Here is a 25,424-nt window from a genome sequence, read left to right as displayed (position 1 = left end):
CGGAATTTCAACAATAAGGAATAAAACTATGGGTTCGCTGCATCGTATGGCTGTGTTGTGTGGTTTGACTGCTGTTCTGGCTACTTCGGCCGCCCAGGCCGAAGACTGGAAAGTCGCCAAGAATGAAGAGGGCATCAAGGTGTCCCTGAGCGAAGTGGCCGGTTCCGACTACAAGGCCTATCAGGGTGTCACTTTGATGAAAACCACCGTGGCCAAATTGCGCGCGTTGCAGGACGACGTGGCGGGCGCCTGCACATGGATTCACGAATGCAAGAGCCAGAAGTTGCTCAAGCACGAAGGTGACCAGAGCTGGACCTACACTCAATTCAATACGCCGTGGCCGGTTACGCCGCGTGATTCGGTGCTGCATGTCACCACTGTCGAAGGCGCCGATGGCAGTTTGACTCGCAAGCTTGAAGGCGTGCCGACGTACATTCCTGAAGAGAAGGGCTTTGTGCGGGTGGCCAAGGTTGATGGTTTCTGGAAGTTCGTGCCCAAGGGGGATCAGGTTGAGGTGATTTATCAGGTTCACACTGAGCCGGGTGGGAGCGTTCCTTCGATGGTTGCCAACAAGTTTGTGGTCGATGCGCCGTTCAATACCCTCAAAGCACTCAAGGCCCGGGCTGAGAAGTAAGCGCTGGGGTCGTCGCCTCCCTCTGCTGCGCGTTCACTCCCTGCCGGGTGGAAAGATCGTTGCACTCCGCAGTTCCTGCAACGAAAGGGTTCCAATGCAGGAGCTGCCGAAGGCTGCGATCTTTTGATCCTGAATTCGATCTGAAGCCTTTATTTTGTTTCCAGATATGCGTTGCACAAAATTTTCACAAAGCCTCCAAGACAATTCGCCCGCGCCGGCATGACAGAACAGTAATCAATGGCAATGCCGCGGTTGATCGTGCAACATTTGCGCACCGCGCAAACCCCGGGGCCGAGTACTGGCCAACAGAGGGCAAGGCGCCGCTATATTTTTGAAACTTCAACTTCCAATGGGTCCTAAAACGACATGGCAATCCCGGACGCCCTGAGTCAGCAGCGAGCTTCTAGTCGCTTGCTGCAACCGACCGTCAAATCGCATCTGGCTTACACGCTGCTGTGCGCTCTGGTCATGATGGTGATGTTTTCCGCCCTGCGCCTCGCGCTGCTGGTCTACAACCGCGAAATGATCCTCGATACACCGGCCTCGACCTTTGTCGAGGCGTTCGCCAACGGCCTGCGTTTCGACCTGCGTCTGGTGGTGTACCTCAGCATCCCGTTGCTGCTGGCACTGTTCAGTGCCCGTGCCATGGCGGCGCGTGGGTTCTTCCGTCTCTGGCTGACTATCGCCTCCAGTATCGCGTTGTTCCTGGGCCTGATGGAGATGGACTTCTACCGTGAGTTCCACCAGCGCCTGAACGGCCTGGTCTTCCAGTATGTGAAGGAAGACCCGAAAACCGTGATGAGCATGCTCTGGTACGGTTTCCCGGTGGTTCGCTATCTGCTGGCCTGGGCCGTGGGCACCTGGATCCTCAGCCTGGCGTTCAAGGGCGCCGACCGTGCGACCCGTCCTCGTGGTCCGTTCAGCGGCGGCAGCATCAGCACCCGGCAGGTTGCTCCTTGGTACACGCGTGCCGTGGTATTCGTGGTCTGCTTGCTGATCTGCGTGGTCGCGGCTCGTGGCACCCTTCGCCAGGGCCCGCCGATGCGTTGGGGTGATGTCTACACCACCGACTCCAACTTCGCCAACCAACTGGGTCTCAACGGTACGCTGTCCCTGGTGGCGGCGGCGAAGAGCCGGATGTCCGAAGATCGCGACAACATCTGGAAAGCCACGCTGCCACAGCCTATGGCCCAGCAGACCGTGCGCGACATGCTGGTCATGAAGGACGACAAACTGGTGGATAGCGAAACTGCCGCGGTACGCCGCGACTACACGCCACCGGCCGACAAGACCCTGCCGATCAAGAACGTCGTTGTGATCCTGATGGAAAGCATGGCGGGTCACTCGGTGGGCGCATTGGGCGCTTCCGGCAACATCACGCCATACCTCGATCAACTGACGAAGGAAGGCCTGCTGTTCGACCGCTTCTTCTCCAACGGTACTCACACCCACCAAGGCATGTTCGCCACCATGGCGTGCTTCCCGAACCTGCCAGGTTTTGAATACTTGATGCAGACGCCGGAAGGCAGCCACAAGTTGTCTGGCCTGCCGCAGTTGCTCAGTGCCCGTGACTACGACGACGTGTATGTCTACAACGGCGATTTCGCCTGGGACAACCAGTCGGGTTTCTTCAGCAACCAGGGCATGACCAATTTCATCGGGCGTAACGATTTCGTTAACCCGGTGTTCTCCGATCCGACCTGGGGTGTGTCCGACCAGGACATGTTCGACCGTGGTCTGGTTGAACTGAAAGCCCGCGACGGCAAGGACAAGAAACCGTTCTATGCCTTGCTGCAAACCCTGTCCAACCACACGCCATATGCTTTGCCGACGCCATTGCCGGTCGAGCGTGTCACCGATCGCGGCAGTCTGAACGAGCACTTGACCGCCATGCGTTACTCGGACTGGGCGTTGGGTCAGTTCTTCGAGAAGGCTCGCAAGGAGCCGTACTTCAAGGAAACGCTGTTTGTCGTCGTCGGCGACCATGGCTTCGGCAACGAACGTCAGATCACCGAAATGGACCTGGGTCGTTTCAACGTGCCGATGCTGCTGATTGCACCGGGCATCCAGGAGAAGTTCGGCAAGCTTGACCACACCGTGGGCACGCAGATCGACATCGTGCCGACCATCATGGGGCGTCTGGGTGGCGAGGTTCGTCATCAGTGCTGGGGTCGCGACCTGCTTAACCTGCCTGAAGGCGATACCGGTTTTGGCGTGATCAAGCCGTCGGGCAGTGAACAGACCACGGCCATCGTGACGGCGGACCAGATTCTGGTGCTGCCACGGGACAAGGACATGGCGCCGAAGATGTACCGCTATGAACTGGGTGCCAAGCCGCACGCTGAAGTGGTACCGGATGCTCCGCGTACCGCCGAGCTGAAAACCAAGCTCGAAGCGTTCCTGCAAACGGCGACCAAGAGCCTGCTCGACAACACCGCCGGTGTGGTCGACGGCACGCCGGACTAAATAGCGACGCAATAAAAAAGAGGCCCCTAAAAAGGCCTCTTTTTTTTGCCGGTTAAATCGTCATATCTTGCCGAGTAACAACAGAATCAATATCACCACCAACACCACGCCGATGATACCGGACGGGCCATAACCCCAACTTCTGGAGTGCGGGAAGACCGGCAGACCACCGATCAGTAACAGGATCAGAATGATGAGAAGAATTGTGCCCATGTCTGTTTCCTTGCTGTAAGAGTTCAGGAATGACTTTGCCGTTATCAGTCAGCGGGAATGTCATTTATTCGAGCTGCTTAAAAATTCCGACCCATGCGCCTGAAAGAAAATTCCAAGTTTTTTTGATGTTTTTTGATGCAGAGCCCATTCCAAATCATGTTGTATTAGTTGCGTCAGCCGTTCCGGCGGTTTGCTCGGGCCATTCAGCAATCTGATGGAGCGTGGGTGGCGCAATATCCTTCGCTACACTCGACGCATCTTCCACGGAACAACAAGGCTGTTTGCTATGCAAAATCGCATGATGATCACTGGCGCAGGCTCGGGCCTGGGTCGCGAAATCGCGCTGCGCTGGGCGCGTGAAGGCTGGCAACTGGCCTTGTCGGACGTCAGTGAGCCCGGCCTGCAGGAAACCCTGAAACTTGTGCGCGAAGCCGGCGGCGACGGTTTTATCCAGCGTTGCGACGTCCGCGATTACAGCCAATTGACCGCATTCGCCCAGGCGTGCGAAGTGAAACTCGGTGGCATTGATGTCATCGTCAACAACGCGGGCGTAGCGTCGGGCGGGTTCTTCAGCGAGTTGTCCCTGGAGGACTGGGACTGGCAGATCGCGATCAACCTGATGGGCGTGGTCAAGGGCTGCAAAGCGTTCCTGCCACTTCTGGAAAAGAGCAAAGGCAAGATCATCAACATCGCATCGATGGCGGCATTGATGCAAGGCCCGGCCATGAGCAACTACAACGTGGCCAAGGCCGGTGTGGTGGCGTTGTCCGAAAGCCTGCTGATCGAACTGGCGCACCAGGAAGTTGGCGTGCATGTGGTTTGCCCGTCTTTTTTCCAGACCAACTTGCTGGACTCTTTCCGTGGCCCGACCCCGGCGATGAAAGCCCAGGTTGGCAAGTTACTGGAAAGTTCGCCGATCAGCGCCGCTGACATCGCCGACTACATCTATCAGCAGGTCGCTGCCGGAGAATTCATGATTTTGCCTCATGAGCAGGGCCGCATGGCCTGGGCGTTGAAACAGAAGAACCCGCAATTGCTCTACAACGAGATGACGATCATGGCCGACAAGATGCGCGCCAAGGCCAAACAAACCGCAAGCTGAACTTGCCCGTGAGTAAATGCGTCGTTAGGGTGGCCGCCATCGGTCACTCTTGCGGGACGTTTGCATGCTCAACTACCTGTGGTTCTTCCTTGCCGCGCTGTTTGAAATTGCCGGCTGCTTTGCCTTCTGGATGTGGCTGCGTCAGGGAAAGAGCGTGTGGTGGGTCGTGCCGGCGCTGCTCAGCCTGACGTTGTTCGCGCTGTTGCTCACCCGCATTGAATCGACCTATGCCGGTCGCGCCTATGCCGCTTACGGTGGCATTTACATCATTGCCTCGATTGGCTGGCTGGCGGTGGTCGAGCGGATTCGTCCGCTGGGCTCGGACTGGCTCGGGGTGGCGTTGTGCGTGATCGGCGCCAGCATCATCTTGTTCGGACCGCGTTTTTCCGCTTCCTGAAGATTGGCCGCACTTTTAGTGGTTCTGTCAGACGTTTCCGTCAGTGCGTTGGTCCATGGCTGTAAGTTCAGTCTGGATTACCGCTGCTGTCTTGAAGGCCCGGCCTGCGCCGGGCATCTTCAAGGTTCGGTAACCCTGGAAGGACGAAGGCCATGCTTGTACTCAGTCGCGTAGTGGGCGAATTGATTTCCATCGGTGACAACATTTCCATCCGCGTCGTCGCCATCAACGGCAACAACGTGCGTTTTGGCATCGAGGCGCCGCAGGACGTGAATGTGCACCGCGCGGAGATTTATGACCGCATCAAGCGCAAGGTGCCCCGCCAGAAAAAATCAGTCGAATAGATGCTTGGGCACATCGTGCTTGAGCATCAACTGGCACTGCTCGCTTTCCGGGTCGAAGACGATCAATGCCTGGCCCTTGGTCAGTGCCTGGCGCACCCGCAGAACACGGGTTTCCAGCGGCGTGTCATCGCCATTGTCGGTGCCGTCGCGGGTCACGAAATCCTCGATCAGGCGGGTGAGGGTGTCGACTTCAAGTTGGTCGTGGGGGATCAGCATAGGCACCTCGGTCAAATCAATGGCGCGATGCTACGGCGGATATGACCGCACCACCAGCAGGAACTGCCCGTAGTTGCTTAGCTATCGTTTCGCTGCCCTACCAGGCTATCCACCGACGGCACCCGCGTATCGCTTTCCATCTGGGTGTCGTGTTCGATCTGGTGACTGAACCGGTCCAGTGAGCCGGTTGCCGGTTGGGCGTCGCTGGCGAAGACCGGCGGGCTGAGGATGTAGGCACCGAGCAGGCGGCTCAGGGCGGCGAGGCTGTCGATGTGTGTACGTTCGTAGCCATGGGTGGCGTCGCAGCCGAAGGCGAGCAGGGCGGTACGAATGTCATGACCCGCGGTCACCGCAGAGTGCGCATCGCTGAAGTAATACCGGAACAAATCACGGCGTACGGGCAAGTCGTTATCGCTGGCCAGGCGTAGCAGGTGTCGCGACAAGTGATAGTCGTACGGCCCGCCCGAGTCCTGCATCGCAATGCTCACAGCGTGTTCGCTGGAGTGCTGGCCTGGGGCGACCGGCGCAATATCGATACCGACGAACTCACTGACGTCCCAAGGCAAAGCCGCCGCCGCGCCACTGCCGGTTTCCTCGGTAATGGTGAACAGCGGATGGCAGTCGATCAGCAACTCCTCGCCACTGTCGACGATGGCTTTCAACGCGGCCAGCAGCGCCGCGACCCCGGCTTTGTCGTCGAGGTGACGGGCGCTGATGTGGCCGCTTTCGGTGAATTCCGGCAGCGGATCGAAGGCGACGAAATCGCCGACGCTGATACCCAGCGAGTCGCAATCGGCGCGGGTCGCGCAGTAGGCATCCAGGCGCAGTTCAATGTGGTCCCAACTGATCGGCATTTCATCCACGGCGGTGTTGAAGGCGTGCCCGGATGCCATCAACGGCAGCACGCTGCCGCGGATCACGCCGTTGTCTGTGAAGAGGCTCACCCGGCTGCCTTCGGCGAAACGGCTGGACCAGCAGCCCACCGGGGCCAGGGTCAGGCGGCCGTTATCCTTGATCGCGCGCACGGCGGCACCAATGGTGTCCAGGTGCGCAGAAACGGCGCGGTCGGGGCTGTTCTTCTTGCCTTTGAGCGTGGCGCGGATGGTGCCGCGACGGGTCATTTCGAAGGGAATGCCCAGTTCTTCCAGGCGCTCGGCGACGTAGCGCACGATGGTGTCGGTGAACCCGGTCGGGCTGGGAATGGCGAGCATTTCCAGCAGGACTTTTTGCAGGTAGGTCAGGTCGGGTTCTGGGTATTTGATGGTCATGGAAACTCCTGATGAGTTGAGCGCATCGATGGTTTCGATGAGAGAGTTTTTTGTTGCCTGGGCTGGCGAAGGCGCCAGCCCAGGCACCGCCTAAATACAAGCAGGCGCCTGACTATGCGGAAACAACAAATCCACAAAGCGCTCGGCCGTCGGTTGCGGCTCATGGTTGGCCAGCCCGGCGCGTTCGTTGGCTTCGATAAACACGTACTCAGGCTGATCGGCGGCGGTCACCATCAGGTCCAGGCCAACCACTGGAATATCCAGCGCGCGAGCGGCCCTTACGGCGGCGTCCGCCAGTGTCGCGTGCAGAATCGCGGTGACATCCTCAAGAATGCCGCCGGTATGCAGGTTCGCTGTGCGTCGCACGAACAGGTGCTCGCCGGCCGGCAGAATGCTGCTGTAGTCGTAACCCGAGGCATGCACCGTACGCTGGGTTTCCGAGTCGAGGGGGATTTTGCTTTCCCCGTCAGTGGCAGCCTGGCGTCGTCGGCTCTGGGCTTCGATCAGCGCGCCGATGGAATGCTGACCATCACCCACCACCTCTGCGGGCCTGCGAATAGCCGCCGCCACCACTTCAAAGCCTATGACCAAAATGCGCAGATCGAGGCCCTCGTGAAAGCTTTCCAGCAATACGCGACTGTCGAACTGACGGGCTGATTCGATGGCTTGCTGGACCTCTTCAATGCTTTGCAAGTCCACCGCCACGCCCTGGCCTTGTTCACCGTCCAGCGGTTTGACCACCACGCGATGGTGTTCGTCGAGGAACGCCAAGTTGTCATCGGCATTGCCCGCCAGTTGCTGAGCCGGCAAGTGCAAGCCAGCGGTCTTGAGCACTTTGTGGGTCAGGCTTTTGTCCTGGCACAGGCTCATGCTGATGGCACTGGTCAAGTCGCAGAGGGATTCACGGCAACGCACCCGACGCCCCCCGTGGCTGAGGGTAAACATCCCGGTATCGGCGTCATCCACTTGCACATCGATGCCACGGCGGTGTGCTTCCTCGACGATGATCCGTGCATAGGGATTGAACGCCGCTTCCGGCCCAGGCCCGAGAAACAACGGTTGGTTGATCCCGTTCTTGCGCTTGATGGCGAAGGTCGACAGATTGCGAAATCCGAGCTTGGCGTAGAGGCTTTTCGCCTGACGATTGTCGTGCAGCACCGACAGGTCGAGGTAACTCAGCCCGCGGCTCATGAAGTGCTCGATCAAATGCCGCACCAGCACTTCACCGACGCCGGGCCGCGAACAGTGCGGATCGACCGCCAGGCACCACAGGCTGCTGCCGTTCTCCGGATCGTTGAATGCCTTGCGATGATTGAGGCCCATGACGCTGCCAATCACCGCGCCGCTGTCCTCGTCTTCGGCCAGCCAGTACACCGGGCCGCCCAAGTGTCGCGGAGTCAGCAATGTGGCGTCGATCGGCAACATGCTGCGCGCCTGATACAGCTGATTGATCGCCTGCCAGTCGGCTTCACTCTGGGCGCGACGGATACGGAAGCCGCGAAACACCTGCGTCGCCTGGCGGTAGTCGCTGAACCACAGGCGCAAGGTGTCGGACGGATCGAGGAACAACTGGGTCGGCTCCAGCCCCAGCACTTGCTGGGGCGCGGCGACGTACAGCGCAATATCGCGTTCGCCGGGCTGCTCGTTGAGCAACTCCTTGGCGAGGCTGGCCGGATCGGCAAAGGTATGCCCAATCAGCAACCGGCCCCAACCGCAATGCAGGGCAATCGGCTCGCCGCCCAGTGCGCTGCCGTCTTCGGCCAGGCGCGCCTGCAAACGTTCGTAGGAGGGCGCCTGACCGCGCAACAAGCGTTGGCTGAAAGCCGTGGCGTGAGGTTTCATCGATCAGATTCCTTGTTCACTGAGCCACAGGTTCAGGGCCGCCAGTTGCCACAGCTTGGAGCCGCGCAACGGCGTCAGTTGACCTTGCGGGTCAGTCAATAAGCGGTCGAGCATGGCGGGGTTGAACAGCCCGCGATCCTGGCTCGGATCGAGCAGCAACTCGCGCACCCAGTCCAGCGTGTCACCCTGCAAATGCTTGAGGCCCGGCACCGGGAAGTAGCCTTTCTTGCGGTCGATCACTTCACTCGGGATCACCAGCCGCGCCGCTTCCTTGAGCACCTGTTTGCCACCGTCGGGCAGTTTGAACTTGCCCGGCACCCGCGCCGACAATTCCACCAGGCGATAGTCGAGAAACGGCGTGCGTGCTTCCAGGCCCCAGGCCATGGTCATGTTGTCGACGCGTTTGACCGGGTCGTCCACCAGCATCACCGTGCTGTCCAGGCGCAGGGCTTTGTCCACGGCGGCATCGGCACCAGGTTGTGCGAAATGTGCCTTCACGAAGTCACCGGCAGCGTCATTCGCCGTCAGCCATTTCGGCTGCACGGTGGCGGCATAGTCGTCGTAGCTGCGGTCGAAAAACGCTTCGCGATAGGCCGCATAGGGATCGCTGGCACCGTCGACCTGCGGGTACCAGTGATACCCGGCAAACAATTCGTCGGCGCCCTGGCCGCTCTGCACCACTTTGCAATGCTTGGCCACTTCCCGGGAGAGCAGGTAGAAGGCGATGCAGTCGTGGCTGACCATCGGCTCGCTCATCGCGCGGAACGCGGCAGGCAGTTGTTCGATGATCTCTTTTTCGTTGATGCGCAGTTGGTGATGTTGGGTGCCGTAATGTTTGGCGATCAAGTCCGAATACTGAAACTCGTCGCCGCGCTCGCCACCGGCGTCTTGAAACCCGATGGAAAAGGTCGACAGGTTTTCCACGCCGACTTCACGCAACAGACCTACCAGCATGCTCGAATCGACACCGCCCGAAAGCAGTACGCCGACATCGACCGCTGCACGTTGGCGGATCGCGACCGCGTCGCGGGTGCTGTCGAGCACGCGGTCGCGCCAGTCTTCGAGTGTCAGATTCTGCTCATCGGCGTGTGGGCCGTAGGGCAGGGTCCACCAGGTTTTTTGCTCGGTGCGGCCGTCCGCTTCGATGCGCATCCAGGTCGCGGGCGGCAGCTTTTCGATGCCGGCCAGCAAGGTACGCGGCGCGGGGACCACAGCATGGAAATTCAGATAATGGTTGAGCGCCACCGGATCAAGGATCGGGTTGATGTCGCCACCCTTGAGCAACGCCGGCAACGCCGAGGCAAAGCGCAGGCGTTGGCCGGTGCGCGACAGGTACAACGGTTTCACGCCAAGACGATCCCGGGCGATGAACAGGCGCTGGGCATCACGTTCCCAAATGGCGAATGCAAACATGCCGTTGAGTTTCGGCAGCAGCGCTTCACCCCAGGCGTGAAAGCCTTTGAGCAGCACTTCGGTGTCGCCGCCGGAATAAAAGGCATAACCGAGCGCTTCCAGTTCGGCACGCAGTTCCGGGTAGTTGTAGATGGCGCCGTTGAAGGCCAGGGACAAGCCCAGTTGGTTGTCGATCATCGGCTGCGCCGAACCGTCCGACAGGTCCATGATTTTCAGGCGTCTGTGGCCCAGGGCAATCGGCCCCTGGCTGTGAAAACCCCAGGCGTCGGGGCCGCGAGGGGCCAGGTGATGGGTGATTCGTTCAACCGCCGCGAGGTCGGCAGGTTGATTGTCAAAACGTAACTCGCCAGCTAATCCGCACATAAATTCCTTACCGGTTTTTCCGTTGGGGAGGGTCAATCGATACCGTGCAAAATTGCCGGTACTCAGAAACTGACCTGTCTCGGTAGTGGGAGTTTTAGACCGATAAGTTATAAGCGGTTGATGCCGGACGAATGGTGGACATGCCATGAGTGATGATCGAACGGGCGGTAAATATTGCTGTGATGCATAGGAAAACTGGTTGGGAATGCGGCCAGACCGACTCGAACTTTGCGTTTTTATTTGTTGTTTTTCCCCCTTAGGCTCAAAGCATCTGAACGCAATAAGGATATTGCCCATGCTATCTACCGCTATAACGACGCCCCCTGCAGTGACATTGACATCGGCGCAACGACTCGAGGTATTGCTGGAACACACCGGTGATCTGGACAAGGCTCAGGCCTTGCAAAACGCTATTCCCCCGTGGCTGGCCAGCACGGACCTGAATGTGGCCCAGGCCTTCGGTTCAGCCATTGAGCAGTCCCGGCGTTCCTACATCCGAGTCCTGGAAGTACTTGCCAGGCTTAAGCCGATGGACGAATTCTGCAAGGAGGAACTGAGCAGTTTTCTCAACGAAAAGTGGGCCGTTGAGGTGGATGTCGAGCGAGACACTTTGGACATCACCACATCGCTGGCTTCATCGACTGGATTGGCTCCGATCGGTTGGCAGAATGGCAAAAAGACCGCGTCTCGCAGTTTGCTGCACGCCGCCATGGAGAACTTTACGTCCAGGGAAACACAGGCCGACGGGATGCCCGGCGACTCGGTCATCAAGATCAACGCAGTGCCGCAAACAGGCCCTGACATGACACCCGCAAAGTTCGCCACACTCTGTCGTGATCTCGACCTTGGCGAACGCTATCAGCATCACGTGAACGAGATTCTGGCGCTGCCGGCCCGCGCCATGGGGGATGTTGGTGCATCAGCCGCCGACATACGCCAGTTGAAATTGCTGGACATGCAAGTTGCCGCACACGTGGCCCACCTGAAAACGCACATCAGCCACAGCGCCTACACAATGCTCCTCAGTGCCATTGAACAGGATGTCCCGGCGGCACAATCGAAGGGCACCCTGATGAATGGTGGCCCCGTGATCTGGCAAAGCCTGGAAATTCATGACGCGTGTATCTGCGGTGTGTTGGTGTTCACCAAGGTCTCCATTGATATCGACCCCTCGGCCAGATGCATTGTGTATATGCCGAATGAGCCGCGTCGACCCTTCTATGAATATGCCTCGCTCGATGATTTCAAGACCTATCTGACGCTTCACCTGCAAAGCCAACGTTACCGCAAACGCTTTGCCGAGCTTTACCTTGGCGGCAACGCCAAGACCGACTTTTTCGCCGGGTTCGACAAGAGCAGACAGTTGGGCACACTCAGTGCCGCGCCGGCTGATACCTGTCTCGGCGATTTTTTGTTCAGTGCCTTTGTCCACAAAATCCAGGCGGATGCGCAAATTCTGGCGGTGCCGACGGCAATCGTCGACGACCTGCAACGAGAAAAAACCATCAAGATGTTGTTCGAAGGAGGTCTTCTGCTGTTGAACGCAGCCTCGTTTTTCGTGCCTGTGATCGGCCAATTGATGTTGGCGGTGGCCGTCGTCGAAATTGTCGGCGAAGTGTATGAAGGCGTAGAGGAATGGGCGCACGGAGAACGTACCGAAGCGCTTTCCCATTTGCTGAATGTTGTCGAAAGCGTCGCGCAAATGGCTGCCTTCGCCGCCGGGGTGAAAGTGGTGAGCTCGCTTGCCAGCAAAGTGACCCGCACAAATCCGGATTTTTTCGCGCCTTTTGTTTCGATTGAAAAACCGGGTGGCGCGGCACGCTTGTGGAAGCCCGATTTCAAGCCTTACGAGCAATCACTTGCGAGTGACGCAAGCCTGTTGGTCGATGCCGAAGGGCTCTACCCATTCAATGAGCAGAAGTATGTGCGGATCGACAATCGCTTTTACGCCGTCGATTTCGATGCCGCCGACGAGACTTGGAAGATCCGGCATCCGACGCGGCAAAATGCTTATTCGCCGGCACTGGTACACAACGGGAAGGGCGGCTGGCGCCACGCTGGCGAGTCTGCACAGCAATGGACCGAGGGGGCTTATGCACTGAAGCGCCTCGATCCACGATTGGCCACGGTCGTTGACAGCCGTTTGGAAACAATACGCCAGGTGACGGGGACTTCGCTCAGTGAGTTGCAGCATTGGGGGGAAGAAAACCTGCCGCTGCCTGCACGTCTGCAGGACTCGATCGAGCGTTTTCGTCTCGAGCAAAGGCTTCGTGACTGTATTGCCGCGTTGACCTCTGGCGACCCGCGGTCTGCTATCCATGCCAGGGAGCAGATGAGCGCCTTGCCATCGATGAGTGGCTGGCCGTCGGGGCGTTACATTCGGGTGGTCGAGGGCGAGTGGTTCACTGAGTACTACCCGAAAAATGCATTCATTGCCGATCAAGACCCCGCGGTTGATGTCACTCGGGAGGAGCTGACGCAGGGCCGGTTGCTGGAGCGAATCGTTGCCGGGCTTTACCCGGACGAAATGGCGACTCTGCTCGGAGGCAAGGTCAGTAGCCAGACACAAACCGACGCCTTGGCCAAAAAACTTGCCGCCTCAATGCACAATGAACGATTGCCGTTGTTCAAGCGCTTGTATGAGGAACATGACAGCAGCAGGGACAGTGACCTGCAGTTGCTTAGGGAGGCCTTCGCGCCATTGCCCTGCACGATTGGCTGGGAGCTGATCGATGGAGCCAGCAGCATCGAACGTTTGCGCCTGCGCAGCAACCGGCGTGTGCCCATGGGGCTGGCGCAACGGGCTCGTGAAGCGTCTGCCGCTGTAAGGCTGGACAGGGCCATCAGTGGTTTCCACTTGCCTGAGCTCGCCGAAGCCGACACGCGGAATCTGGCGTTCTCCCTGCTCGATCAATTGCCGGGTTGGGACAGCGAGCTTGTGCTGGAATGGCGAGAGGGAAGCTTGAGCGGCCCAATGCTTCAGCGTATCGGCAAACAAGACAGCGTACTGAAGCAAACGATTGTCCAGTCAACGCAGGGCTACCGGATTTTCGACCGCGACTCCACGCTACTCGGCAGCGTCATTGAAGGGCCGGATGCCTTCTATCAGGCCGTGGTGAAGGCGTTGCCCGAAGCCCGGCTCAGCGCCATGGAATTGGGCGCCAAGCCGGTACAAGCCACAAACTTGCGCCGCCGACTGGCCACTCGTGCCGCCGAGGATCGTGCCCGCAGCGCTCGTTTGCTGGAGGGCGAAATCCTCAGTGAACCGGCAACCCCGCTGTCCTGTGTACAAGCTAGCCCGCCAGCACCTTCTTCCCATGCATCAGGCCTGATGTCCAAGGCCAGAAAACTGTATCCGCTCAAAACCGACGTGCAAATAAGTTCGCTGCTTGACGGTTTGGGAACTGACCATTTGAGCCGCGCCAAGGCGATTCAGGGGCGTCAGAAACAGCTTCAAAAATTGCGCGATGCGCTCAAGCGCTGGCGCAAGGACGACACCGAATTGCGCCTGCTGCCTGGAGACCCGGAGGAGTATCGGCAGAGTCGCCGCCAAGTGGCCGATGCGCTTGAAAACGCCTGGAGGCAAATGGGGGTAGTGCGAGACGAACAGCGGGCGAGCAGTGTGCCTGGCTTGACGCTCGATGGCATGCGGGTTGGCAAACTGCCAACGCTGCCATCGGATGTCGACTTCGGTCATATAGAGCTGCTATCGCTTAAAAACATGGACCAAGGCAATGATCTGGCGTACTTCATCAAACACTTCCAGCGGCTGCAGTCTCTGGCGATGGACAACAATCGACTGACACTGCTGCCTGAAGTGATCGCTTCGATGAAGGACCTCAAGTATTTGAGCCTTGCCGACAACAAGCTGTTCATGACCGAGCAGACCCTGAAGAAACTGGCCGCCATGCGCACGCTGGAGACGTTGAACCTGAGCCAAAATCCTCTGCGCACGCCTCCAGACGTCAGCAATATGTTTGACCTGCGCTTGTTGATGCTGCGCGACACCCGGGCCACCGAGCTGCCGAAAGGGCTGGCGAAACTGCCCAATCTGGAACGCGTCGATCTGCGTGATAACGATATCGCGACACTCCCGGATTGGCTGTTCACGGTTCCCAGGCGTTTCAGTGAAACGCTCAACCTGCGCACGAATCCGCTGGCCACGCAAAGCCGCGTCAAGCTTAAGGCCTATCGTGATCGCATCGGTATCGGCATGGGGTTCCTGGAGGATGATCTTGCGCGTCTGGATGAACAGAGCGCCAAGGCACTCTGGTTGCCGGAAGAGGTGAGTGTGACCTACACGACGCGCGGAGCGACCTGGGCGGCATTCAAGGATGACCCCGGTTCCGATGGGCTATTCCGATTGTTGGCCGAGCTGGGGAATACGGCTGACAGCCAGTATGTGCGCGAAGACATGACCCTGCGTGTCTGGGCGGTGCTGGACGCCGCCGCAGGCAACACCGCGCTGCGTGAGCAGGTGTTTGACCTGGCGGCCAACCCAATCAACTGCACTGACTCGGCGGCGCTCAATTTCAGTCATCTGGAAGTGGCCGTGGAGATCGAGAGGATCACGGGACCCTTGAGTACCCCAACGATCGCAGCCGCCTCTCTGTTGAAGTTGGGTAAAGGGTTGTTTCGTCTCGACCAGTTGGACCGGATTACCCAGGCGCACGTCTTCAGAAATCCGAGCGTCGACCCTCTGGAGGTCGGCCTCGCTTACCGCACCGGGCTGATCAATGAGCTTGAGTTGCCCGGTCAGCCGCGACATATGCGCTATGCGTCCCTCAGCGGCGTGTCGGCACAAGATCTGGCATCGGCGAAAAAACAGGTGCAGTCCGCCGAACTCTCACCCGAACTGGTCAGGTTCCTGGCTGGTCGACCGTTCTGGATCGACCACCTCAAAAGAGACTTCGCAAGTGACTTCTCTTCAAAAATGGAGAGCTTTCAGGAGCGCCTGCAAACTGTTTTTGATCAGAAAGACACACTCACAGACGCCGATTTCCGCACGCAACTCGATGCCATCAAGGACGAACAAGTCGCGGCGGAACAGTGGCTGCTGGAGGCGCTGACCGGGGATGTCATACAGCTGCTCGACCGAGATGGCTGCGTCATTGTTGAGCGTTGATCGGTCAACTGCCCCGGATCAAGCGCCGCAGGGCAAAACGGTTGGGGTGACACGCTTCGGCCACTGTGCGTGGCAGCGGCAGTGGCTCGTTCTCCAGCCAGGCTGCCAGTAATTCACCGGACAGCGGCGCGGTGATCAATCCCCGCGAGCCGTGGCCGCTGTTGACATACAACCCGTCGAGCCACGGGCAATCGATGTCCGGCACCTGTCGGGCGTCTTTGCCCAGTACTGCATAGGCGTTATTGAACGCCTGGCCATCGGCCAATGGCCCGACGATGGGTAAATAATCGGGGCTGGTGCAGCGGAATGCGGCGCGACCCTGAAGGCTTTCCGGGGCAAGCGTATCGGCTTGCAAACGGGTGACCAGATCGTGGGAAATCTCTTCGAGCATGGCCAGGTTGCCTAAGTGTTCGGCCGTGGTCGGGGTCAGGTCGTCGCTTTTGAAATCGAAACTCGCGCCCAGGGTATGTTCGCCGAGCCGCGCGGGGGCGACGTAGCCTTCGGCGCAGACCACCGTGCTCAATGCCTGGCTTTGCGGGGTTTGCATCAGGCGGGTGATTTGCCCGCGAATGCGTTTGAGCGGTAGCCCAGCGCTTTCGGGAAAGCGCTGGATTTCGGCGGCACCGGCCAGTACGACCACCGGTGCGCTGGCGAGCAGGCGCTCGCCGTCCCAGGCTTGCCACTGGTCCTCGACTTTGCGCAATTGCACTGCATCGTGGTGCGTCAGCAGTTGAATGTCCTGATGCGCCGCCTGCCATTGGCACAACGCTGGTGGATGGACCCAGCCGCCCTCGGGATAGTACAAACCACCGTGGGCCAGGCCAATGCCCGCTAGTTCTTGCGCGTGGGGCTGATCCAGCAGTTGCAGCAGATCTTCGGGAAAGGCCTCAGCCAATTGCCGCTGACGTTCGGCTTCCTTGGTGTTGAACGCCAGTTGCAGCACGCCGCAATCGTCCCAATCGGTGCCGCGTTGCAAATGTTCGAGCTGACGTCGGGTGTAGCCGAATCCGCTGACGATCATTTGCGACAGTGCGGTGCCGTGGGCCGATAACTTCAGGTAAAGCACGCCTTGAGGATTGCCGGAGGCTTCCTGGGCAACGTCGGCGTGGCGCTCCAGCAAAGTCACTTGCCAGCCCCGCGCCGCCAGGCTGGCAGCGCTGGCACAACCGGCAAGCCCGGCGCCGATCACCAGCGCCTGGCGTTCGCCGGTCAGCGGTGCCGGGCGGGCGAACCACGGTTTGGCGGCTGTGGGCGCGAGAACCTCCTGCGGCCAACCGAGGAACTCACCGCGCAGGATTTCCCATTTATGGCCGATGCCCGGGGTGCGTTTCATTTTGAAGCCTGCGGCATTCAGCAGTCGGCGCACCCAGCCAGTGCTGGTGAAGGTGCTGATGGTTGAGCCGGGGGCGGCCAGCCGTGCCAGTTCGACGAACAGTTCGGCGGTCCACATGTCAGGGTTTTTCGCCGGAGCAAAACCGTCAAGAAACCAGGCGTCGATTTGCGCATCCAGTTGCGGCAGTTGCTCCAGCGCATCACCGATCATCAGGGTCAGTGTCACTCGACCGTTGGCCAGCGTCAGGCGCTGGAAACCTTGATGGATCGCGACGTATTGCTCCAGCAGTTGATCGGCAAACACCTTGAGTTCCGGCCACAGCGCCAGGGCGCGTTGCAGGTCGGCGGGGCTCAACGGGTACTTTTCGACACTGACAAAATGCATCCGCGCACCGGCCGCCGCATGTTGTTCGAACACCTGCCAGGCACACAGGAAATTCAGTCCCGTACCAAAACCGGTCTCGCCGATGACCAGTCGCCCCCCGTGCGGCAACGCGGCAAAACGCTCCGCCAAACGGTTCTGTTCGATGAACACGTAGCGGGTTTCGTCCAGCCCCGACTTGTCGGAGAAATACACATCGTCGAACACGCGCGAATACGGACGACCTTGGTCGTCCCAATCGAGCAGGGCGTGGGGCAATACAGGTTTCATGGCAGGCTCGGTAACGGCAAGACGGCCATTCTAGCCGATCGCGGGCGGGGTGCTTGATCCATGGCAAGGTCTGTCGCAGGCCCGGACATGAAAATGGGATTTCTCCGACGCAGGAGAGGTCCATCCGCTAGTCTTGCTTACATCTGGAAGGGAGCCGTCCATGTTCGAGTCCGCCGAAATCGATCACGCCATCGACAAAGAAACCTACGACGCCGAAGTGCCTGCGCTTCGCGAAGCCTTGCTTGAGGCGCAATTCGAGCTGCAGCAGCAACGCCGGTTTCCGGTGATCATTTTGATCAACGGCATCGAAGGCGCCGGGAAGGGCGAGACGGTCAAATTGCTCAACGAATGGATGGACCCACGCTTGATCGAGGTCCGCACGTTCGATCAGCAAACCGATGAAGAGCTGGCGCGGCCTCCGGCTTGGCGTTATTGGCGAATGCTGCCGGCCAAGGGCCGCATGGGGGTTTTCTTCGGTAACTGGTACAGCCAGATGTTGCAAGGCCGGGTGCACGGCGAGTTCAAGGACCCGCGTCTCGATCAAGCGATCAACGCTGCCGAGCGTCTGGAAAAAATGCTCTGCGATGAAGGCGCGTTGATCGTCAAATTCTGGTTCCACCTGTCCAAGAAACAGATGAAGGCGCGCCTCAAGGCCTTGGCTGACGACCCCTTGCACAGCTGGCGGATCAGCCCGCTGGACTGGCAGCAGTCGCAAACCTACGACAGGTTCGTGAAGTTCGGTGAACGGGTCTTGCGTCGCACCAGTCGTGACTATGCGCCGTGGCATGTGATCGCCGGGATGGACGCGCGCTATCGCAGCCTGGTGGTGGGCAAGATCTTGCTCGACAGTCTGAACGGTGCCTTGAAGCGGCCGAAGATCCATCCGGAGAAAGTCAGCGCCGCGCCCGTGTTTCCCAGCGTCGATCAAGTGAACCTGCTCGACAGCCTGGACCTGACCCTAAAGCTGGGCAAAGGCGATTATGAGGAACAATTGGTCACTGAGCAGGCACGGCTTTCCGGGCTGATGCGCGACAAACGCATGCGCCGGCACGCACTGGTGGCGGTGTTCGAGGGCAATGACGCGGCGGGCAAGGGCGGTGCGATCCGGCGGGTGGCGGCGGCGCTCGACCCGCGTCAATACAGCATCGTGCCGATTGCGGCGCCCACTGAAGAAGAACGGGCGCAGCCGTACTTGTGGCGCTTCTGGCGGCACTTGCCGGCGCGGGGCAAATTCACCGTGTTCGACCGCTCCTGGTATGGCCGCGTGCTGGTGGAGCGCATCGAAGGTTTTTGCAGCCCGGCGGACTGGCTGCGTGCCTACAGTGAAATCAATGACTTCGAAGAGCAGGTCAGCGATGCCGGAGTAGTCGTGGTCAAGTTCTGGCTGGCCATCGACAAACAGACGCAACTGGAACGCTTCCAGGAGCGTGAAGAAATTCCCTTCAAGCGTTTCAAGATCACCGAAGACGATTGGCGCAATCGCGAAAAGTGGGACGATTATCGTGCCGCCGTCGGCGATATGGTCGACCGCACCAGCACTGAAATCTCACCGTGGACCCTGATCGAAGCCAACGACAAGCGCTGGGCGCGGGTGAAGGTCTTGCGCACCATCAACCGGGCGTTGGAAGAAGCGTTCGAAAAGTCGGACAAGCATGAGAAGAAGGAAAGTAAAGGCAAAGACTGATGCGATGGTTGCGCATACGCGGGGTGAATGATTGTCGCGGTCGGTAATTGGGTGGGCTTATGCTCGGATCACTCTCAACCGACAACAACAATGAGGTATGCCATGCGTGAAGTGGTGATCGTCGACAGCGTGCGGACCGGCCTGGCCAAATCCTTTCGCGGCAAGTTCAATCAGACCCGTCCGGACGACATGGCGGCGCACTGCGTCAACGCTCTGTTGGCGCGTACCGGCATCGACCCGGCCAGTGTCGAGGATTGCATCGTCGGCGCCGGCTCCAATGAAGGCGCCCAGGGCTACAACATCGGTCGCAACGTCGCGGTGTTGTCGCGTCTGGGCATCGGCACCGCCGGCATGACCCTCAACCGATTCTGCTCGTCGGGTTTGCAGGCGATCGCCATTGCCGCCAACCAGATCGCTTCGGGTTGTAGCGACATCATCGTCGCCGGTGGCGTCGAGTCGATCAGCCTGACCATGAAAAGCGTCAACACCGACAACCTGATCAACCCGCTGCTCAAAGAGCAGGTGCCGGGCATCTACTTCCCGATGGGCCAGACCGCCGAAATCGTCGCTCGCCGTTACAACGTCAGCCGCGAAGAGCAGGACCTGTACGCCCTGCAAAGCCAGCAGCGCACCGCTCAGGCACAGGCCGCCGGTTTGTTCGATGATGAAATCGTGCCGATGGCGGTGAAGTACCGCGTAGAGGACAAGGCGACCGGCCAGGTGCAGATTCTCGACGGCATCGTCGATCGCGATGACTGCAACCGCCCGGACACCACGCTGCAAAGCCTGGCCGGCCTGAACCCGGTGTTCGCTGAGGATGGTTCGGTCACGGCGGGTAATTCGTCGCAGTTGTCTGACGGCGCTTCCATGACGTTGGTGATGAGTCTGGAAAAAGCCCTGGCGCTGGGTTTGAAGCCCAAGGCGTTCTTCCGTGGTTTCACCGTGGCGGGCTGCGAACCGGATGAAATGGGCATCGGTCCGGTGTTCTCGGTGCCGAAACTGCTCAAGGCCAAAGGTTTGCAGATCAGCGACATCGATCTGTGGGAACTCAACGAGGCATTCGCCTCGCAGTGCCTGTACGCACGCAATCGACTGGAAATCGACAACGATAAATACAACGTCAACGGCGGCTCGATCTCCATCGGCCACCCGTTCGGAATGACCGGTTCGCGGCAGGTCGGGCACATCGTGCGCGAGTTGCAGCGGCGCAATCTGCGCTATGGCATCGTGACCATGTGTGTGGGAGGCGGGATGGGAGCGACCGGGTTGTTTGAGGCGGTGCGGTAACGGCCTCGGATTTTGTAATGACTGTTCAATAGCTAGTTCCCACAGGGATCTGATGAGCGACACAGATCCAGTGTGGGAGCTAGCTGCTAGCAATGAAGGCGCCGTCGTTTTACCGGTTCACCGCCAAACCCTGCATCCGTTCAATATAAGCCTGAACCTCCCGCACAGCCGCCTCGGCATTCGCAAACGGTCCCTCCAGCGTGTTTTCCCGGGTGCTGAAATACAACTCCCCGTTCACCCGACATAACCGGTCACTGCGAAAATGCAGAGCGGGTGCGTTGTCCTGGGCGCGCATGCCATACATGGGGGGCTCCTGAGGAATTGTTGTTGATGGATCCAATCAGATTAGGCAACAAGCACTTACCGCGCCTGGCGACCCGATCGACGGCACTACGCCAATTTCACGTTGCGACCTGCACAGTTTCATTCGCGGCCAGACGCCAACTGTCCCTGTGTGCTTCACGCTGGTGCGCCTAGAATGGCGGCTCCAGTCATCGGGTTTTCGGGGTTTGCATGCACATTTCATCGGGTCGCTGGGTTTACGGACTTTTCCTGGCCTTGCTGACCGCGCTGCTGTGGGGAATCTTGCCGATTAAACTCAAACAGGTGCTGACAGTGATGGACCCGGTGACGGTGACCTGGTTTCGCCTGATGGTGTCCGGTAGCTGTCTGTTCATTTATCTGGCGGCAACCAAGCGCCTGCCCAGCCGCAAAGTACTCGGCCCGCGGGGTGGCTGGCTGGTGCTGATGGCGGTGCTCGGTCTGGTGGGCAACTACGTGCTTTATTTGATGGGGCTGAACTTGCTCAGCCCCGGCACCGCGCAACTGGTGGTGCAGATGGGGCCGATCATGCTGTTGATCGCCAGCGTATTTGTGTTCAAGGAGCGTTTCAGCCTGGGGCAGGGCATTGGTTTGCTGGTGCTGCTGATCGGTTTCGCCCTGTTTTTCAATCAGCGCCTGGCTGAGTTGCTGACGTCATTGAGCGATTACACCGCCGGTGTGTTGCTGGTGTTGTTGGCGTCCACGGTCTGGACGTTCTATGCCTTGGGCCAGAAGCAACTGCTGACGGTCTGGAACTCGTTGCAGGTGATGATGGTGATCTACCTGTTCTGCGGGTTGTTGCTGACGCCGTGGGTGCATCCGCTGGAAGCGCTGCAATTGAACCCGTTGCAAGGCTGGCTGCTGCTGGCGTGCTGCATGAACACCCTGATTGCTTACGGTGCGTTTGCCGAGGCGCTGGCGCATTGGGAAGCGTCGCGAGTCAGTGCGACCTTGGCGATCACACCGTTGGTGACGTTTGGCGCCGTGGCACTGGCGGCCTTGTGGTGGCCCGAGTATGTGCATGCCGAGACCATTAATGGCCTGGGGTATGGCGGGGCGATATTGGTCGTGCTGGGGTCGGCGCTGGTGGCGTTGGGGCCTTCGTTGATTGCCGGACTGAAGGCGCGGAAGGCCAGAATGGCGATCGGCTGAAAATCTTCATTGCTGCTATCGCGAGCAGGCTCACTCCCACATTGAACGGTGTACGCGGTCAAATGTGGGCGCGAGCCTGCTCGCGATGGCGGCATGGCAGACGCTACAAATCTCAGCCCTTGGCCCCAGCCTCCAGCATATTCTCCGGCCGCACCCACGCATCAAACTCTTCATCAGTCAGATACCCCAACTGAAGGGCTGCCTCGCGCAAGGTCTGCCCTTCGGCGTAGGCCTTCTTGGCAATCTCCGCCGATTTGTCATAACCAATGTGCGGGTTCAACGCCGTCACCAGCATCAAGCCTTGCTCCAGGTGCTCAGCCATTTTCCCGGCGTCCGGCTCCAGCCCTGCGATGCAATGCTGCTGGAAGTTGCTGCAACCATCGGCCAGCAGTCGGATCGATTGCAGCAGGTTGTGGATGATTACCGGTTTGAACACGTTCAGTTGCAAATGCCCTTGGCTGGCGGCGAAACCGATGGCGACGTCATTGCCCAACACTTGGCAGGCCAGCATCGACAGCGCCTCGCACTGGGTCGGGTTGACCTTGCCGGGCATGATCGAACTGCCGGGTTCGTTGGCCGGCAGTTTCACTTCGGCGAAACCGGCACGCGGCCCGGAACCCAGCAGGCGCAAGTCGTTGGCGATTTTCATGAGCGTCACGGCAAGGGTTTTCAGCGCGCCGGACAGCGTGGTCAGCGGCTCATGCCCGGCCAGGGCGGCGAACTTGTTCGGTGCAGTGATGAACGGCAGGCCGGAAAGCGCGGCCAGTTCGGCGGCGATCGCTTCACCGAAACCATGGGGCGAATTCAACCCCGTGCCGACCGCCGTACCGCCCTGTGCCAGCTCACACACTGCCAGCAGGGCGCTGCGGATTGCCCGCTCGGCGTAATCGAGTTGCGCGATGAATGCCGAAATCTCCTGGCCGAAGGTGATCGGCGTGGCGTCCATCATGTGTGTGCGGCCGGTCTTGACCAGTTTCATGTGGCGCGCCGACAGCTCGGCCAGACCGCCCGACAACTCGCTGATCGCCGGCAGCAAGTGCTGCTGCACCGCCTGGACAGCGGCGATGTGCATGGCGGTGGGGAAGCAGTCATTGGAACTCTGTGAGCGGTTGACGTGATCGTTGGGGTGCACCGGCGACTTGCCACCGCGCGGGTTGCCGGCCAGTTCGTTGGCGCGGCCGGCAATCACTTCGTTGACGTTCATGTTGCTCTGGGTGCCGCTGCCAGTCTGCCAGACCACCAGCGGAAATTGATCGTCGTGTTGGCCGTCGAGCACTTCATCCGCCGCCTGTTCGATCAACCGGGCGATATCGGCCGGCAGATCGCCGTTGCGGTCGTTGACCCGTGCCGCGGCTTTCTTGATCAGCGCCAGGCCATGCAGCACCGCCAGCGGCATGCGTTCGTTGCCAATGGCAAAGTTGACCAGCGAGCGTTGCGTCTGAGCGCCCCAGTAGGCGTCATCCGGGACTTCAACCTGGCCCAGGCTGTCGGTTTCGATACGGCTCATCGGTCACACTCCTGTAGGTCTGTTTGCGCAGTTTAGGCCGTGATCACCGGCCGGGGTTCCATCAGTCTCGATTCTGACCATTGAAGCCCTCTAAATCAGGTGCGACAAGGGTTGGGGTTGAGCGACACACTTTTTTAGGCGCAGAATGGACGTCCTTGGGGTTTTACCTCGTCTGCTAGAAAAGGAAACTCGATGACTCGTCTTCGTGCCATCTGTACCGCGGTTGCATTGGTTTGTGCCAGCGGCCAGGTTTTTGCCGATACCGCCAGCCACAACGCCAGTGCCGAGGCTTTCCTGACCCTGGCGCATGCTGACAAATTGGGCACTCCGGTGTACATGCAGGTTCAGCAGATGTTCGCCCAGCGCTTCCAGCAAACCAAAGCCCCGGAATCGAAAAAAGCCGTACTGGAAACCTACCAGGCCAAGGCCAACGCCGCGCTGGACCAGGCCATCGGCTGGAACAAGCTGAAACCGGACATGGTCAAGCTCTACACCACCAACTTCACTGAATCCGAGCTCAAGGACCTGGTTGCGTTCTACCAGTCGCCGCTGGGCAAGAAAGTCCTGGAAAAAATGCCGCAGCTGACCCAGCAATCGGCCCAGATGACCCAGGCCAAGCTGGAAAGCGCGGTGCCTGTGGTCAACAAACTGCTGGCTGACATGACCGCTGAGCTGGAGCCGAAAGGCGCCGCAGCGCCAGCCAAGAAAAAGCCTTAAGCGGAGTTCGGTATGACCATGCAACAACGCATCGAATCGACGCTGGGCCTGCTTCAGCCCCAGCATCTGCAGGTGCTGGATGAAAGCCACATGCACAGTCGCGGGTTGCAGACCCACTTCAAGGCTGTGGTGGTCAGCGAGCAGTTCGAAGGCCTGAACCGGGTCAAGCGCCACCAGAAAGTCTACGGCACGCTCGGCGAGCTGATGGGCGAGTTCCATGCGTTGGCGCTGCATACCTACACGCCTGAGGAGTGGGCACAGATCGACGCGGCTCCGGCCTCGCCAACCTGTGCTGGCGGCAGCAAGCACTAAACCCCCGTTTTTTGCTAGAATCCGCAACGCGCCGCTCACCCGGCGCGTTTTTTTTCGCATCCGGTTCACCCCTTACGAGGGTAGCCACCTGGAGATATACCCATGACACAACAGATTGTCGTGGCGGCACTGTATAAGTTCGTCACCCTGGAAGATTACATCGCCCTGCGCGAGCCACTGCTGCAAGCGATGGTCGACAACGGCATCAAAGGCACGCTGCTGATCGCCGAAGAAGGCATCAACGGCACCGTGTCCGGCAGCCGCGAAGGCATTGACGGGCTGATGACCTGGCTCAAGAACGACCCGCGCATGGACGACATCGACCATAAAGAGTCGTACTGCGACGAACAGCCGTTCTACCGCACCAAAGTCAAACTCAAGAAAGAAATCGTCACCCTCGGCGTCGAAGGCGTGGACCCGAACAAAAAAGTCGGCACCTACGTTGATCCGCAGGACTGGAATGCGCTGATCAGCGATCCGGAAGTGCTGTTGATCGATACCCGTAACGATTACGAAGTCTCAATCGGCACCTTCGAAGGCGCCATCGACCCGAAAACCACCAGTTTTCGCGAATTTCCCGACTACATCAAAGCCAACTTCAATCCGGCCGTGCACAAGAAGGTCGCGATGTTCTGCACCGGCGGCATCCGCTGCGAGAAGGCATCGAGCTACATGCTCAGCGAAGGTTACGGTGAGGTCTACCACCTCAAGGGCGGCATCCTGAAGTACCTCGAAGAGGTGCCGCAGGAAGAAACCAAATGGCAGGGCGACTGCTTTGTGTTCGATAACCGCGTGACCGTTCGCCATGACCTGAGCGAAGGCGACTACGATCAATGTCATGCCTGCCGCACGCCGGTCAGCGTTGAAGATCGCACCTCCGAGCACTACGTGGCCGGTATCAGTTGCCCGCATTGCTGGGACACGCTGAGCGAGAAAACCCGTCGCAGCGCCATCGATCGGCAAAAGCAGATCGAACTGGCCAAGGCCCGCAACATGCCTCACCCGATCGGCTACAACTACAAGCAAGCATCATCTACCGAGGCCTGAACCATGTCTGCACGCCTGCTCTATGTGATG

Annotated in this window: 20 protein-coding genes; 12 read left to right on the top strand and 8 right to left on the bottom strand. The window is 59.4% G+C overall.

Translation table 11 applies throughout. The annotated features are described in order from the left end of the window. Window positions 1–28: 28 nt before the first annotated feature. Together ACNYC6_RS05555 and ACNYC6_RS05550 are read left to right on the top strand one after the other, a co-directional pair. Window positions 29–634 (top strand): START domain-containing protein, encoded by a 606-nt coding sequence (locus ACNYC6_RS05555; RefSeq protein WP_419711440.1) that lies wholly within the window; start codon window positions 29–31, stop codon window positions 632–634. A 366-nt stretch (window positions 635–1,000) separates the two neighbouring features. Then, a complete protein-coding gene (locus tag ACNYC6_RS05550) occupies window positions 1,001–3,100 on the top strand; it encodes an LTA synthase family protein (RefSeq protein ID WP_419711439.1) in 2,100 nt (699 codons plus the stop codon). Between the two features lie 60 nt (window positions 3,101–3,160). Here the strand turns inward: ACNYC6_RS05550 and ACNYC6_RS05545 are convergent, their stop codons facing one another. Beyond that, the gene (locus ACNYC6_RS05545; RefSeq protein ID WP_008060837.1) at window positions 3,161–3,313 is read right to left on the bottom strand and encodes a DUF3309 family protein; all 153 of its coding nucleotides are present in this window, start codon (window positions 3,311–3,313) and stop codon (window positions 3,161–3,163) included. A 286-nt stretch (window positions 3,314–3,599) separates the two neighbouring features. On the opposite strand from ACNYC6_RS05545, the gene ACNYC6_RS05540 reads away from it, so the two are divergent. From ACNYC6_RS05540 to csrA, 3 genes are all read left to right on the top strand, one after another. Beyond that, window positions 3,600–4,415, top strand: a complete 816-nt coding sequence (locus ACNYC6_RS05540) for an SDR family oxidoreductase (protein ID WP_419711438.1) — start codon at window positions 3,600–3,602, stop codon at window positions 4,413–4,415. A 64-nt stretch (window positions 4,416–4,479) separates the two neighbouring features. After that, a complete protein-coding gene (locus ACNYC6_RS05535) occupies window positions 4,480–4,812 on the top strand; it encodes a YnfA family protein (RefSeq protein WP_419711437.1) in 333 nt (110 codons plus the stop codon). A gap of 152 nt (window positions 4,813–4,964) precedes the next feature. Next, a complete protein-coding gene (csrA, locus tag ACNYC6_RS05530) occupies window positions 4,965–5,156 on the top strand; it encodes a carbon storage regulator CsrA (protein WP_419711436.1) in 192 nt (63 codons plus the stop codon). Here the strand turns inward: csrA and ACNYC6_RS05525 are convergent. From ACNYC6_RS05525 to ACNYC6_RS05510, 4 genes are all read right to left on the bottom strand, one after another. After that, window positions 5,145–5,372 (bottom strand): YheU family protein, encoded by a 228-nt coding sequence (locus tag ACNYC6_RS05525; RefSeq protein WP_003199186.1) that lies wholly within the window; start codon window positions 5,370–5,372, stop codon window positions 5,145–5,147. The genes csrA and ACNYC6_RS05525 overlap by 12 nt on opposite strands. A gap of 77 nt (window positions 5,373–5,449) precedes the next feature. Further along, entirely contained in the window at window positions 5,450–6,640 is a 1,191-nt protein-coding gene (locus ACNYC6_RS05520; RefSeq protein WP_419711435.1) for an osmoprotectant NAGGN system M42 family peptidase, read from the bottom strand. 90 nt (window positions 6,641–6,730) lie between these two features. After that, window positions 6,731–8,482, bottom strand: coding sequence for an N-acetylglutaminylglutamine synthetase (gene ngg / locus ACNYC6_RS05515; RefSeq protein ID WP_419711434.1), 1,752 nt, complete (start codon window positions 8,480–8,482; stop codon window positions 6,731–6,733). A 3-nt stretch (window positions 8,483–8,485) separates the two neighbouring features. Further along, the gene (locus ACNYC6_RS05510; protein ID WP_419711433.1) at window positions 8,486–10,258 is read right to left on the bottom strand and encodes an N-acetylglutaminylglutamine amidotransferase; all 1,773 of its coding nucleotides are present in this window, start codon (window positions 10,256–10,258) and stop codon (window positions 8,486–8,488) included. Window positions 10,259–10,463: 205 nt separating this feature from the next. Between ACNYC6_RS05510 and ACNYC6_RS05505 the strand changes: the two genes are divergently transcribed. After that, window positions 10,464–15,383, top strand: coding sequence for an NEL-type E3 ubiquitin ligase domain-containing protein (locus ACNYC6_RS05505; RefSeq protein ID WP_419711432.1), 4,920 nt, complete (start codon window positions 10,464–10,466; stop codon window positions 15,381–15,383). A 4-nt stretch (window positions 15,384–15,387) separates the two neighbouring features. On the opposite strand, the gene mnmC is transcribed toward ACNYC6_RS05505, so the two are convergent. Further along, window positions 15,388–17,367 (bottom strand): bifunctional tRNA (5-methylaminomethyl-2-thiouridine)(34)-methyltransferase MnmD/FAD-dependent 5-carboxymethylaminomethyl-2-thiouridine(34) oxidoreductase MnmC, encoded by a 1,980-nt coding sequence (mnmC, locus tag ACNYC6_RS05500; protein WP_419711431.1) that lies wholly within the window; start codon window positions 17,365–17,367, stop codon window positions 15,388–15,390. A gap of 160 nt (window positions 17,368–17,527) precedes the next feature. Between mnmC and pap the strand changes: the two genes are divergently transcribed. Further along, window positions 17,528–19,051 (top strand): polyphosphate:AMP phosphotransferase, encoded by a 1,524-nt coding sequence (gene pap / locus ACNYC6_RS05495; RefSeq protein ID WP_419711430.1) that lies wholly within the window; start codon window positions 17,528–17,530, stop codon window positions 19,049–19,051. 102 nt (window positions 19,052–19,153) lie between these two features. Then, window positions 19,154–20,338, top strand: a complete 1,185-nt coding sequence (locus tag ACNYC6_RS05490; protein WP_419711429.1) for a thiolase family protein — start codon at window positions 19,154–19,156, stop codon at window positions 20,336–20,338. Window positions 20,339–20,447: 109 nt separating this feature from the next. Here ACNYC6_RS05490 and ACNYC6_RS05485 read toward each other — a convergent pair whose 3' ends face one another. Next, a complete protein-coding gene (locus ACNYC6_RS05485; protein WP_419711428.1) occupies window positions 20,448–20,642 on the bottom strand; it encodes a DUF6316 family protein in 195 nt (64 codons plus the stop codon). 209 nt (window positions 20,643–20,851) lie between these two features. On the opposite strand from ACNYC6_RS05485, the gene ACNYC6_RS05480 reads away from it, so the two are divergent. Next, on the top strand, window positions 20,852–21,811 hold the full coding sequence (locus tag ACNYC6_RS05480) for a DMT family transporter (RefSeq protein WP_419711427.1): 960 nt from the start codon (window positions 20,852–20,854) through the stop codon (window positions 21,809–21,811). 112 nt (window positions 21,812–21,923) lie between these two features. On the opposite strand, the gene ACNYC6_RS05475 is transcribed toward ACNYC6_RS05480, so the two are convergent. Further along, a complete protein-coding gene (locus ACNYC6_RS05475; protein WP_419711426.1) occupies window positions 21,924–23,318 on the bottom strand; it encodes a class II fumarate hydratase in 1,395 nt (464 codons plus the stop codon). Between the two features lie 192 nt (window positions 23,319–23,510). Between ACNYC6_RS05475 and ACNYC6_RS05470 the strand changes: the two genes are divergently transcribed. The 3 genes from ACNYC6_RS05470 to ACNYC6_RS05460 all read left to right on the top strand — a co-directional run bounded on the left by ACNYC6_RS05470 (window position 23,511) and on the right by ACNYC6_RS05460 (window position 25,394). Further along, window positions 23,511–24,035 (top strand): DUF2059 domain-containing protein, encoded by a 525-nt coding sequence (locus ACNYC6_RS05470; RefSeq protein WP_150704430.1) that lies wholly within the window; start codon window positions 23,511–23,513, stop codon window positions 24,033–24,035. 12 nt (window positions 24,036–24,047) lie between these two features. Beyond that, window positions 24,048–24,347, top strand: a complete 300-nt coding sequence (locus ACNYC6_RS05465) for a BolA family protein (RefSeq protein WP_150704429.1) — start codon at window positions 24,048–24,050, stop codon at window positions 24,345–24,347. 102 nt (window positions 24,348–24,449) lie between these two features. Next, complete coding sequence (locus tag ACNYC6_RS05460) at window positions 24,450–25,394, top strand: rhodanese-related sulfurtransferase (RefSeq protein WP_419711425.1); 945 nt, start codon at window positions 24,450–24,452, stop codon at window positions 25,392–25,394. The last annotated feature ends 30 nt before the right edge of the window (window positions 25,395–25,424 follow it).

This window comes from Pseudomonas sp. NFX224 (assembly GCF_048565165.1).
GTDB lineage: Bacteria > Pseudomonadota > Gammaproteobacteria > Pseudomonadales > Pseudomonadaceae > Aquipseudomonas.
The sequence above is the reverse complement of the archived record's forward strand: the minus strand, read 5'-3'. Positions and strand labels throughout refer to the sequence as shown.